We start from the raw sequence: 13,140 nt of genomic DNA on the forward strand, positions 1-13,140 counted from the left end.
ACTGCCCCTTTATATTTTTCACGGGTTTCAAGTAGTCGTCCATAATAATAATAAGGTTCAGGGAAATTTGCATAATCTTCTATAAGTGACTTAAAGATCTTAGCTGCCTCTTGATGTTGGCCTAAATAATAATAACTTGTTGCCAGATTGCTTTGCATGCGTTCATTGGTACTATATAACTCAACGGCCTTTAAGTTAAAAGCGAGTGCTTTTTCATAGTCTTTTTCACAGATTAGAAGATACCCTAATGTTTCATAAATAAGCACGCTTTCTTTTTCATTCAAAAGGGCCTCATAGATTTCTATCGCTCTATGTAGCCCACCTTGTTTCCAAATACTTAAGGCATTTGTAGCATTATAGTTAAGACGCTCATTAGCATCCATCTGTTCAGTATTAAGTGCACCGAGTACCTTTGCACCTTGACTGACTTCACCTTCACAAATCAAACGATAAGCGTATACGATTTTAATCATATTGGAGCATCCTTGTATTGCTATTGCTTTTTCATAAAGACTAAAGCTTTTTTCAAAATTCCCCTTTTTATATGCTGATACTGCTGAAGAGGCTATAAAACTCGCCCTTTGCTTGTATAGGACAATCCCAAAAACAACTAGGAAAACCCCAATTCCTAAAATAACATTCTTCAGTACAAAGGAACAAAGGATACTCATAACTGCCCCCAGTACCAAAATAATATTGGCAGAATTATTTCTTCTCATGTTATCTCATCCTTTCTCATCTTTTCTCTATTATAGCTTATTTATTCCTTTAATACACTATTTGATTGCACCCAGATTGTTTAGCTTGGTAAAGCTTACGGTCTGCTATGTCAATTAACTTATCTTTATCAAGGGCTTCTTGGGTAGACACCATGCCCATACTCACAGTAAGAGAAATTGGTCTATTATTATAATAAAATGTATTTGTAGCAATGCTTTCTCGCATAGACTCCATCATCTTACAGCACGTTTCACTAATAATTCCTGTGTCTGTCACATCTTTTAAGGCCTCAATCACGTAAGTTTTACCATCTTCGTGAATCGTATGGGCCATAATCCAATAGATACGTTCCTCATTATATTCTATTTTAACCATTGTTTTTCCACGTATCATAGCAATGATGCCCTGTAGGTAGTTCACCACTTGATAAATAGAGCACTTCACTGGATACAGGATCTACAACACGAATAAGGTCAAACATTGAACACTCTATAGTCTTTAAACTATTTTCAAACATATTTTCCTCCTAAAACTTTACAACGTTTTCCTATTATAACACAATTTTTACAACAACTATATAAAATATAACATAGGTCTAATAAAATATTATATTATACCTTAATCTACCATCCAAAATTTAAAAATCCATTGTATTATGATAGCAATTAAACTTTAAGACTTGATAATTTTTATCCAATGTGTTATAAATAAATCGAACATTTATTTAAGATGTGAACAAAATATTCGACTTAATTTAAAGGAGACTTATTATGAAAAAAAGATTTGCTCAACTATTCCTCGGTTTACTTACCTTATCAATGACTTTTTCCCTGTCTGCGGCTGAAACAGATTCTAAAGCTATACTTTTACAACCGGCGATGGTAAAAGAAGACGTTCAAGTTACCAAAAATGTTATTGGTGTCATTGGCGCAATGGAAGAAGAAGTTGAAAGCCTTAAGGAAAAAATGACGATTACACATACAGCAACAGCTGCTGGGATGACTTTCTATATTGGAACACTCTACGATCAACACATTGTACTTGCTCGCTCTGGTGTGGGTAAAGTCAATGCAGCCGTTTGTGCCCAACTCATGATTTCACTTTTTGATGCCAACTATTTAATCAATTCGGGTGTTGCTGGCACACTTAAAGAAGGGATTGACCAAGGTGACCTTGTAATCTCTACAGATGCTGTTCAACATGACTTTGATGTAACTGCACTTGGTGATCCACTTGGTGAAATCTCTAGACTAGGTATCACTTATTTTGAAGCGGATGATACACTTATTGACCTTGCGACACAAGCCTTCTCTAACTTAAAACTACAAGACGTTAAAGCTTTTAAAGGACGTGTTGCAAGTGGGGACCAATTTATTGCAGGTGGCCCTGTTCAAGAACGTATTCAAAAACACTTTGCACCATCCGCTGTGGAAATGGAAGGTGCTGCAATTGCACATGTTGCTTATATCAACCAAGTACCTTACGTGATTATTCGTTCCATTTCAGACAAAGCAAATGGTGAAGCTGATCTTTCTTATGAAGAATTCCTTCCACTTGCTGCAAAAAATGCGAGTCTTCTTATGGATGAAATCATTAGATTAGCAAGTACACATCTTCCAGTTGCTACAGAGGCTACTCACTAATCATTAGACAATTCCAAACGTCTTACATAAGCCTAAACAAAAAGACTTACTCCCCTATGCATATACTGCCTAAGGGGGTAAGTCTTTTTGTTGTCTATTTATTCTGCTTTTGCTGCTTCAATGATTGTAATAAGTGTGCTTAATGTAGCAAAGTTATTATTCACTCTATTTTTGCTCATTTTTAGACCTTTGATGACATCTTCTTCCTCAAAATTTTGTAAAAGGCGCATCATAGAGATGGCGCTTACTTTACCCTCTTTAGTATCAAGGACGCGGGCATATTTAATGAATTCATTTTTCATAGCTGAGTCATAAGCTTTTTCAAGTTCATGACTCATAGCTAAAAGTGGCATTTCCTCAAATACTTGAACAGATTCACCTACTAATTCTAAATGAAGTGCTTTACTTGTATCTGTACCTACAAAAATAACATTTTTAAAAGTTGCCCCTTCAAAATCTACATTTTCTAAGTTTACTGTATCAAAAAGTGTATTTTCAAAGTGTACATTTTTGAATCTAGAATTTTTTAAGTTTGCAGCTACAATTTCTGCACCATTAAAAGTACATTCTGTGAAATTACAAGCCTTAAATTGTGCCCCTCTAAAACTTGTCTCATCAAAATCAGATTGTGTAAAGTCACAGTTAAAACAGTTACTTCTTCTTAAATCCTTTGATTTGAAATCTTTGTTTGTTTTTTTTCTATTACTATACTTGATTTGGTCATTCATTCTTTTACTTATAGTTGTCATATTTTCCTCCTGCTAAAGCATCTTTATTTTAGCCATTTTAAAATTATTTAAACTCATAAAAAGAACTCTTATACCAAAAGATATAAGAGTTCTAAAAATCAAAGTCGTTTTCTTTTCTATCTATTAGAATAGCATACTTTCAAAATTATAGCAATAATTACTTGAAAAGACCTACTTAAATGCATATAACATATGCTTAATAAGTAGGTCTTTATGGGTATAAAACCATTACCGTCGCATACAATCAACAAGTTCTATGCGACTAACGTGTTAATTGGCTCATCCTCAGCAAAATTTCCTGCGACAGCCTCTGAACTTTGAATGCTTTGGTTACTCTGATTGATCATCTTTGTTTCCTCCTACATTCAGTTTGGTTTTACAAAAGTAGTATATGCACAAAATAGTTTTGCTATACATTTATTAAAATAATTTTCAAATGTTAAGTCGCTATTTTTTATTCCATAATCTCTTTATAAGCTATGCTATCTTTTGATTGAACATGGCTTAAAATGATAGAATTGATAGTCATTGTTTCTGCTGTTGAATACGATTTTCTATATTCTTCAGCTGCAGCTAATTGGGTAAATACGACGTCTTTTCCAAATTCTACTTGCACAACCTGCTCAATTTGAGAAAGAAGAAGTTTGAAAAATTTCTTTGTTGAATTTACTTTATTGACTTGATAACTTGCAAATCGTTTATGAAGTTGTGCTTCAAGGGTTAGTGCATCATCTGCGAAAATCATGGCATGAATATCAAAATCAAAAGGTACGGCTTCACCACTTAGCTCCTTCACACTTTCTTCGGGATCTAGTTTTCTCGTCATACCAATTTTATAAATATCTTCTCCAAAAGCACCAATGTTAGAGATAATGTAGACATAACCTGCACGATTATTGTGTTCGCGTTCTAGGATCACCTGCTTAGTCTGTTCCAATGTTTCTAACTTTGGTTCAACGTCTTGTAATTTTTTGAGAAGCTTAGCTTGTTCAATCTCATTAGCACTTTCTAATTTGCTTTTTAAGTCTTGCATTGTATTTTTCAGGCGCACTTCTTCTTTTTCAAGCTTTTTTCTTGTGCTTTCTAGTTCTTTGAGAACCTTAGCTTCTTCTTTAATACGATTTTTCAAAGCCACTTGTTCTTCTTTTTCTTCTTGCTTTTTCATGTCATATTCATATTTAAGATGCAGCTCAGCAATTTTAAGGTCTAGGTAAGTTTGACGCAATGACACTTGTTGCATCGTAGTTAGTCCATTGATTTCCTCAAAGGCTTTATAAATACGTTTTTCAGCTACTTCTAAGTGATTATATTTGACTTTAGCAATAATATGTTCACACTCACTATTAAAACTACGTATAGAAAGTTTGACAGTATCTAGGATAAAGTCTTTTCCCTTTTTTTTATCCTCCCCTATCATCCATTCTAGATTATGATATGTAGCTTCTTTATCCTTTACTAACTGTTTTTGTCTAGCTTTTACCTCAGCTAATTTCTCTTTATAGAAAGCTGAATTTTCAAAGCCATACTCAGTTTTATAAAATCCATATGTTTGAAGATCTGTTATTGTTTCAATCGCCTCTATATCATACTGTAGTTGACTGAATTGAATCTGTAGCTTAGAACAGGCATGGGTAAGCATCTCTTTTTGGGTATGTAGTGTTTTCAATTCATCTTTTATGCCTAGGGCTAGGCTTTCTTCTTTAAGGACTTGTGTATCCTCTAGTCGCTTCTGTAAAGATTCTATGTGCCCTTTATATTTTTTTGCATTCAGAAAATCTAATATTCCCATTGGTACAGCTCCTTTATTAATATAATTTCATATTAACATAAAATGTAGATTTTGGAAATCATAATCCGCCCTCAGGCTAACCCATAGACCTAAATGAAATCTCCTAAATTATATAAAATCCGAACTTTGTTTCTGCATTCATACAGAATGTTCGATTTATGTTGACATCTACAAAATATGCTTATTATCCATACAAATGCCCCAATAGGTTATCCCAAAGGACCCTATTGGGGCATTATTCTATTTATATTTGATTATAACAACGTTGCAACCAATCCTTCACTAGGTGAAGCAATAGACTCTGCGTTCACCAAAAATCCTTTTTCTTTTGCAATAGCTATTCCTGCATCTATACCTGCTTGAACAGCACCGACATCTCCAGTGAAAGTAAAATAAGCCTTTCCTCCTAGTGCATTCCCAAGCCTCAAATCTATAGGTTGTAAGTCAGCAGATTTCAAAACAGCATCCGCTACAACAATCATTGTTGCTACAGAAAAAGACTCCATAATGCCTAGTGCACTGATATGCTGTGGCATAGTAGCACCTGTAATGGCTGGAAATACTGCTGGGTCTACATTAGGAATAAACGTAGAATCTACGCCATATTCTCCTGCTAAGTTCACACCAACTCTGACTGCATCTTCAACAGCAGCTACATCTCCGTGAATAATTGCCATATACTTACCTGGGCAAATGGAAGTAGCACTTACAACTTCTACCTGTGCTGTCTTAAGCATCTGATCTGTTACATAAATACCACGTGAAACACTTATAAACTCAACAACCCCTATGGCATTTGGCATTTTAATCCCTCCTTATTACAACAAACGCATCACTCACATCGGTGACCGTTCCAGTTATACTCGCATGGATTGTTGCACCTAAACTCTTTTCAGGTATGGTGCCAATCAGTTGACCCTTTTCTACCTTATCCCCTACTTTTACACTAGGCACTGCAGGTGCTCCAACATGTTGTCTTGTTGCAATACGCACACTTTCTGGTTGAAAAGCAATAGATTGCATAGGTGCTGGTTGATCATAATGACTAAGTCCAAGTCTTGCCACAAGTCGCTTACTTGGCACCAATCTATAGTCACGACTTGAACGCACCTGGAATACAGTCTCTGTAGGTTTATAGCGATACCCTTCTGCTTCAAGGGTTTGTCTTGCAATCATGTTAGCTGTCTTTGGATAAATCCCTGCTGGACAAGCGAACAATTCGCATAAATTGCACTGGCAGCACAACTGAGGATTTCCTCCTTTTGCTAGCTCTGAAAGGGTATAATTTAATCCTCTAATAACCTTATGAGGCTGTAGATTATGTCCAATTAAATAACGGGGACATAAATCTGTACACATTCTGCACTGTTCACAAGAGGCCTTATTGACCTTTTTCGCTTGGTCATAGGTGACGCCTTTCTTCTGAATCAGCATATGGTCTTGACGTAAAATAATATAGCCTTTGTCTTTCTTAGTTACAACACCATTTAAATCCTTTAATAAAGGTCCCATCATAGGTCCACCATCAATAATGGTGTAGCCTTCAAAGTCTTCAATACCACTCGTTTTAAGTACATCTAAAATAGGTGTACCCACTGGCACTTTACAGGTCAAAGGATGTGGTACATCTCCAGCCACAGTAATATAAGTTTCTGTTACCGCCTCACCTAAGGATGCTTTATAAATATTCAATGCTGTCTCAGAATTAACAACTACACATCCTACATTAAGTGGGATACCACCCTCTGGGACGACTTTTCCAGTAAGTTCATATACGAGTATTTGCTCATCACCAGCTGGATACACATCTTCCAATGCTTGAACTTTTACAAAATCTTGCAATTGCAAAGCTACTATAGCTGCTTCTAGAATTTTAATAACTTCCTTATGCTTACCTTTAACGCCCATAATGGCTTGCTTTGCCCCTACTAGTCTGCCAGCTGCTTCAAAACCTTTAATAATTTCATTGGGATAAAGTGCCATCAACTGCTGATCCACACGTAGTAAAGGTTCGCATTCTGCACCATTTAGAAGGATATACTCCGCTTGCGCATTTAACTTCACATGAGTTGGAAACCCTGCGCCTCCAGCGCCCACTACGCCAGCTTCCCTTACTTGTTCTAAAAGTTCCAACATGCCACCTCCTCTATGCTATGCCATTCCTTGTTCTTTAACACTTTTAATTTTCCCATATCACTTGTAAATATACCCACTAATAAGAAAATTAGGTATTTATTTCTACATCTTATAAGTTAGGTGTTTGTCCTGTTTGTAGTATACCTTTTAATAAGTGGATGAATTGTTCTCTATCTACGTCAAGACCAACCCACACATTAGGCTGTTGTCTATTTTCTAAGAGAGGCTTTCTAACTATAGTGCGCCCTCTATAAACTTCACTTTCCGTCTCCACTATACCACAGCCAAGTGTATAGTCTAAAAGTTGTGCATCTATCACACTTGCTACTGCCAATGCATCATGAAGTGGCACAAAGTCCTGCCCCACTCTGGCATTCACTTGTTGTAAAAACTCAAGGAGGTACCTTAAAACAAGGGTGTAAGGATGTTCGAGTCTTAAAACATCTTGAATATCTTGTGCTTTTAGTACCCCTTTAAGCGTTATATCCAAGCCTACCATTCTAAGAGGGATGCCTGACTCCCAAACGATTTGTGCAGCTTCTGGATCTGCCCAAATATTAAATTCCGCATAAGGTGTACGATTGCCACCTCCTGTAGAACCTCCCATAAAGGTAATACACTTAAGACGCTTTTTTAAGTCAGGATATTTTAATAAAGCTGTTGCCACATTGGTGAGTGGCCCTAAAGCAATGAGTTCCAATCTACCTTCTGCTTGTCTTGCTTGTTCGTCAATGAAGTCCCAAGCAGGCTGTAACACATAACGATTTTGTGATATAGGAAGGACAACACCGCCTAAGCCTCCTTTTCCATGGAACGCTTCAGCACTTTCTTGTTGCCTTTTAAGAGGCTTTGAAGCACCCTTTGCAACAGGTACATGTAAATCTAAAAAATCTATGATGTTAAGCGCATTTTGTGTAACGATTTCAAGAGGTAAATTTCCAGCTACAGTAGTTACGCCTCTTATCTCTAATCTGTCACTTTGCTTAGCCAACATCAAGGCTATAAAATCATCTACTCCAGGGTCTGTATCTATAATAACTGGTCTATGCATAGCTCTCCGTGATGCCTCCTTTAAGTTTTCACTGACTCTCTGTATATTAACTATATTAAAGGATTCTTGTCTGCCAGTAAAGCGATTAGGTTGGCTTAAACTTTAATCCAAAAGCTTCTACAACGTAAAGAGGACTATCACACCCTGTGCAATAGTCCTCTCCTTTCTTACTCAATACTTTCTATTATTTCCAATATAGTCGATTCACTCATCCCTTCACGACTACTAATGGCATAGCTGTAAGTTCCATCTGTCCATGTTGCTAAGTAGATGGCATCTGAATTGCCTTTTAAGGTCACTTCATCCCACTTACTATCCACCTCAATTTCAAGAGGATAGACCGTGTAGTCACCACTTATATCGTTAGTTCCTTCTCCCATACGATAGCCTATGGTATCTTGCGGGCTCGTGTACGTCACTTGTACTAACTTTTCATCTATTATTTCTAGACCACTCACTGTATCCTCCTCTAATGCATGAGGTTGCTTTAATGTAAAAGGCAGTTGAGCTTGAAGTATTTCTATTGTTGTAAAGGGTTGAACAGGATTAGGCAGTGTGTCCTCCTCTTCAGGTTGGTGACACGTATTTTGTTCACTGACTGCATTAACCTCATCTATTTTGTCCCCTCGTTCTAGTTGCGCTTCTGTGTCTGGTTGATTATGCTTCATTCGTATAGCCAGTGCAATACCTCCTAAAACAACACACGCTGTCAAAAGGCCTTCTGAAGGTATCCCTTTTGCTTCATTGTTACGTCTCATCTTAAGACCTCCATGAAATAGGATACTACCAGTATATGCCAGTTTTTCTCAGTTAAGGCTCTTAGAGCTTAACTATCTTTCATAAAATAAAGCCTACTCCGGTTACAGTATCTCTGACAAACAAAAATCCCACCTCTTTCTACAGTACTTCATACTGAAAATAGATGTGTGACTTAAAGTATGGCACTATTTTTTATGACTGAGCTTGTGCTAACCTTCGTCTTACAAAAGTATCAATTAAATCGTAGGCTTCTTTAACACTCACAACTTGAGTCAAGGCCTGTTCCATTGGACATTGACCATCTCTTGTGCGATTTAAAATAAAAGGGACAAGTTCATCATATGTTATCCTAATAGGGTAGTCCTTTAATACCTCCAGCGCTGTCTCACTAATCACCTTAGTATAAACTTGACTCACACCTAATGACACGAGAAGATAAGCTACTGCCCGTCCTACCATTTTATCTGCTACCTCTAAATCGCCTGTTGGAAGGGACTTTTGTTCTGTCATAAAACGCCAAAGAGGCAGAACACCTTTTTCATAAGAAGTCATGAGTACTTGCTCCTCTTGGAATAAAATACAACTTGCTTCTTTCTCATTTAGTACTTGTTTTAACTTTTTAGGCGTCATTTCTTTTTAACCATCCTTTCTTATTCATTGCATAAAGGATAGGTGGAATGAAAACAACTTGTAAGATAATACCTGGTACACTTTGTCCTAAAATGGCCCCAATACTTAAAGCTGGAGGCAATGTCATACCTAACACCGCTGTTACAAATAAGAACACACAGGTATGAACGACTCTTCCTAAAATCATACTAAGCACTAATGATACGATGATACTGAGCTTATATTTTTCAAAACAAAGACTTGCCACAAACCCATAAATACCAAGCTCAATCATCATAAAATACAACGTAGGCACAGGTGGCATGCTCCCTCCTGTATATAAGAAACTACACACTGGTGACAATATGCCTACGAGCAAGGCCACTGGTGGGTTCAACATAAACCCAGCAATTAATACAGGTAAATGCATAGGTAAAAGTATTTTACCAAGACCTGGCCCTCCTAAAACATGAAACACTTGAGGCATAAGGGCACCAAGTGCTATAAATAGGCCTGCAAACACAATATTTTTTGCTTTCATCCTATCTGTTCTCCTTTTCATTTGAAAAATAACTTTTTAATTTATACCTTACTATAATCTTACATTTATTTCTAGTATTATTCATCCTTTTCTAAGATTCCATGCTAAAATCTCTTCGACTTACTATACCTCCTAGATTCAAATACTAGCTAAACTTAAAGCACTTATTGCCTCTAGATAACACGCTATTTTTTATTATACTAAAAGGACGCCTGACCTAAAGCCTTGATGCTTTAGAATAGGCGTCTTTTAGTGACTCATTTGTTTCCTTTATGCTGAATCCACCCTACATAAAGGCCTGAATAACCATATTTACAATGAAAAGTGCCGTCACAATGTACATAATAGGATGAATCTTCTTAGCTTTACCTTTTACGATCATACAAATACAAAAACAAATAAACCCAATAGCAATCCCATTTGTAATGCTTCCTGTAAAGGCCATAAAAATTAAAGTAAAGAAAGCAGGTGCTGCTACTTCAAATTCATGCCAAGCTATTTTAGCCATAGATTCACTCATCATAATGCCTACAACAATAAGCGCAGGTGCTGTAGCCGCTGCTGGCACAATACCTACAATTGGACTAATAAAAATAGATAGTAAAAATAATACGGCTACAACAACAGATGTAAGACCCGTCTTGCCCCCTACACTAATGCCCGCTGCACTTTCTACATAAGTTGTTGTGTTACTTGTACCTAAAAGAGCACCTATAGATGTAGCTGTAGCATCTGCAAACAGCGCTCTTTCTAATTTAGAAGAAAAGCCATGACCTTTCTTAAATACTTCTTCGTCTTGTGCGTCAAAAATACCTGCTTTTCGCCCTGTTCCTAAAAAGGTACCAATCGTGTCGAAGGTATCGGATAAGGAAAGCGCAAAAATAGTAGAAAATACTAAGAAAATCTTCCCAGGGTCACTAAACAACCCACTAAAGTCTAATTTAAAGAAAGTTGGTGCAATACTTGGAATGTCAAAACTCATCCCTTGTAAATTGCCCACTTGCGTGACGCCTAAAAAGATCCCAATTAAAGTGGTGCCTAAAATCCCCCATAAAATAGCCCCATTAACTTTTAAAAGTAATAAAACAATCGTTAAAACTAAGCCAATCAACGCCAAAAGTGCTACAGGGTCTGTAAAGTTGGTTAATCCATGTTGAACATTAATAAATACACTCGTATCTCCAGTAGCAATGCAGTCACTTGCACTCGCAGAAAACGTAATAAAATGGGCTTGTTTTAGGCCAATATACGTAATAAAAAGTCCAATACCTGCTGAAATGGCATACTGCAAAGATATTGGAATAGCATTGATAATCATCTTACGTATTTTTGTCACTGTAATCACGATATTGATGAGTCCACAGATGAATACCATAGCTAATGCCTGTTGCCAGCTAAATCCTAATGCAAATACAATGGTAAAAGTAAACATGGCATTAAGTCCCATTCCTGGAGCCTGTGCAAAAGGTACATTTGCTACTAATCCCATGATTAAAGTACCAATAACTGCGGCTAAAATAGTCGCCATAAAGACAGCCTGTGGATCCATCCCTGTTTGAGCCAAAATCATAGGATTGACAAATAAAATGTACGCCATAGTGAGGTAGGTGGTGAGTCCTGCATAAACTTCTGTTTTAACTGTTGTCCCGTTCTCTTTCAGTTTGAAAAACTTCTCCATAACATCCCTCCAAACTTTGTTTACTTTATGTATATTGTACATATCAAGCTTTTATACCCATCGGACAACTTCATTTGCTACTCTATTATATAGCTTATCCCTATCAAAGGTGCTTCCTCTGTACCCTAAATGGATGTACGTCACTAGCCCTAACATAATACTTATAAATTTTTTGTTCATTATTTTTTGTTCATTAAAATCTTCGCTCAATTTCTACCTTATTCCTCTAATGTTCGCATCATCCATTTTAATCGCTTGATAATATCTAGCTTTTGCGTACAAAGCTTTTCGCACTTACCACACTCAATGCATGATTGGGGGCCAGGTATCTCTTTTCCAATGGTCCCCCATTGTTGCATTTCTTTATATTTTGCTTTAGCTACTTCTAAGCCTTTTAATATATAACTGTTATACAACTCCATAAACACTGGAATGTCGATCCCCTTTGGACAATGTTTGCAGTATTGGCACGTTGTACAGAACCCATTCATTTCTTCACGTAGCTGACTTTTAATCGTGTCAATCTTTTCTTTCCCAAACACTTCTACATGATTCATAGCCTCTACATTGTGTTGCACTTCTGCTTTGCTTCCCATTCCGGAAAGTACTACTGAGATTTGTTCATGAGAGGCATTAAATCTAAGCGCCGCTTGAATAGTAGACTCCTTCTCACTTTGCTTTAAGAACGAAAAATAATCTTGGTTTTGAGGAATTAGGCCTCCACCTAATGGATTCATCGTTACAACACCTAGTCCCTGTTCATAAGCCGCTTCAATCCCTTCACTGCGATAAGGGAAGTTGACTGCATTGTACCCCAGTGTTACGCCTTCAAACAAACCATCTTCTACCATCTTACGAATTTCTTCTCCACTTGCATGGGTAGAAAAAACTAAATGCTCGATTAACCCTTCCTCTTTTGCTTTTAAAGCCCCCCAATAAGGGCCCTCTTTAGCAATGACTTGTTGATATTGTTCGTAAGTTAAGATACACCACATATTATAGAAGTTAATCTTTTCTAATCCCATACGCTTTAATGAACGTTCGAGTCTACGTCTTACATCGTCTCCCGTAGGATCCGCTGTGATACTACTTTTAGTAGAAACGAAAAAGTCTTTTGGCATATGTTTAAAAGCTTCCCCAAAGATGTCTTCACTTCTATCGTTACAGTAATTGGGTGCTGTATCAAAATAGTTAATCCCAAGTTCATTGGCATAACGTACAATCTCAGCTCCCTCTTCTATAGAACAGGTATCACTAAAACGCATGCCACCAAATCCAATCGCCGATACTTGTTTCCCTGTTCGCCCATAAGGTTTATAAATCATTTGAAATCCCCCTTTTATTCACACTCTATTGCTTTTGTTTACTTCTTTCATTATAAATTAGATGTACCTATTTGTATATTCCATTCCGTACCCATTCAATCAAATCACTCTGGACATGGCTTATAAATAGACTTAAAAAA

14 protein-coding genes are annotated in these 13,140 nt (G+C 36.8%); 1 reads left to right on the forward strand and 13 read right to left on the reverse strand.

Annotated features, from left to right (window positions below; translation table 11 throughout):
- The 3 genes from RRY75_RS12590 to RRY75_RS12600 form a co-directional block, all read right to left on the reverse strand.
- Window positions 1-719, reverse strand: a 719-nt coding sequence (locus RRY75_RS12590; RefSeq protein WP_332717067.1) for a tetratricopeptide repeat protein, incomplete at its 3' end; no start/stop codon positions are given.
- A 49-nt stretch (window positions 720-768) separates the two neighbouring features.
- A complete protein-coding gene (locus RRY75_RS12595) occupies window positions 769-1,113 on the reverse strand; it encodes a GGDEF domain-containing protein (protein ID WP_332493694.1) in 345 nt (114 codons plus the stop codon).
- Window positions 1,088-1,237, reverse strand: coding sequence for a hypothetical protein (locus RRY75_RS12600; protein ID WP_332493693.1), 150 nt, complete (start codon window positions 1,235-1,237; stop codon window positions 1,088-1,090). Before RRY75_RS12600 ends, RRY75_RS12595 begins: the two co-directional genes overlap by 26 nt.
- A 253-nt stretch (window positions 1,238-1,490) precedes the next feature.
- On the opposite strand from RRY75_RS12600, the gene RRY75_RS12605 reads away from it, so the two are divergent.
- Complete coding sequence (locus RRY75_RS12605; RefSeq protein ID WP_332493692.1) at window positions 1,491-2,363, forward strand: 5'-methylthioadenosine/adenosylhomocysteine nucleosidase; 873 nt, start codon at window positions 1,491-1,493, stop codon at window positions 2,361-2,363.
- Window positions 2,364-2,461: 98 nt separating this feature from the next.
- Here RRY75_RS12605 and RRY75_RS12610 read toward each other — a convergent pair whose 3' ends face one another.
- The 10 genes from RRY75_RS12610 to RRY75_RS12655 form a co-directional block, all read right to left on the reverse strand.
- On the reverse strand, window positions 2,462-3,112 hold the full coding sequence (locus tag RRY75_RS12610; protein ID WP_332493691.1) for a pentapeptide repeat-containing protein: 651 nt from the start codon (window positions 3,110-3,112) through the stop codon (window positions 2,462-2,464).
- Window positions 3,113-3,566: 454 nt separating this feature from the next.
- Entirely contained in the window at window positions 3,567-4,901 is a 1,335-nt protein-coding gene (locus RRY75_RS12615) for a DUF4041 domain-containing protein (RefSeq protein WP_332493689.1), read from the reverse strand.
- Between the two features lie 254 nt (window positions 4,902-5,155).
- The gene (locus tag RRY75_RS12620; RefSeq protein WP_332493687.1) at window positions 5,156-5,704 is read right to left on the reverse strand and encodes a BMC domain-containing protein; all 549 of its coding nucleotides are present in this window, start codon (window positions 5,702-5,704) and stop codon (window positions 5,156-5,158) included.
- Window position 5,705: 1 nt separating this feature from the next.
- A complete protein-coding gene (locus tag RRY75_RS12625) occupies window positions 5,706-7,037 on the reverse strand; it encodes a 4Fe-4S dicluster domain-containing protein (protein ID WP_332493686.1) in 1,332 nt (443 codons plus the stop codon).
- Between the two features lie 109 nt (window positions 7,038-7,146).
- Window positions 7,147-8,088 carry a nucleoside hydrolase gene (locus RRY75_RS12630; protein ID WP_332527881.1) on the reverse strand — a complete coding sequence of 314 codons (942 nt, stop codon included), beginning with the start codon at window positions 8,086-8,088 and terminating at the stop codon, window positions 7,147-7,149.
- 167 nt (window positions 8,089-8,255) lie between these two features.
- Window positions 8,256-8,846 (reverse strand): hypothetical protein, encoded by a 591-nt coding sequence (locus RRY75_RS12635; RefSeq protein ID WP_332527882.1) that lies wholly within the window; start codon window positions 8,844-8,846, stop codon window positions 8,256-8,258.
- A gap of 193 nt (window positions 8,847-9,039) precedes the next feature.
- Window positions 9,040-9,477: a DUF1893 domain-containing protein gene (locus RRY75_RS12640; protein WP_332493682.1), complete on the reverse strand. Its 438-nt coding sequence runs from the start codon at window positions 9,475-9,477 to the stop codon at window positions 9,040-9,042.
- Window positions 9,467-9,997: an ECF transporter S component gene (locus RRY75_RS12645; protein ID WP_332717076.1), complete on the reverse strand. Its 531-nt coding sequence runs from the start codon at window positions 9,995-9,997 to the stop codon at window positions 9,467-9,469. Before RRY75_RS12645 ends, RRY75_RS12640 begins: the two co-directional genes overlap by 11 nt.
- A gap of 286 nt (window positions 9,998-10,283) precedes the next feature.
- Window positions 10,284-11,675: an NCS2 family permease gene (locus RRY75_RS12650; RefSeq protein ID WP_332493680.1), complete on the reverse strand. Its 1,392-nt coding sequence runs from the start codon at window positions 11,673-11,675 to the stop codon at window positions 10,284-10,286.
- A 218-nt stretch (window positions 11,676-11,893) separates the two neighbouring features.
- Window positions 11,894-13,000: an aldo/keto reductase gene (locus tag RRY75_RS12655; RefSeq protein WP_332493679.1), complete on the reverse strand. Its 1,107-nt coding sequence runs from the start codon at window positions 12,998-13,000 to the stop codon at window positions 11,894-11,896.
- Between the last annotated feature and the right edge of the window lie 140 nt (window positions 13,001-13,140).

The sequence above is a fragment of the Niameybacter sp. genome (genome assembly GCF_036655075.1).
Lineage (GTDB): Bacteria > Bacillota > Clostridia > Lachnospirales > Cellulosilyticaceae > Holtiella.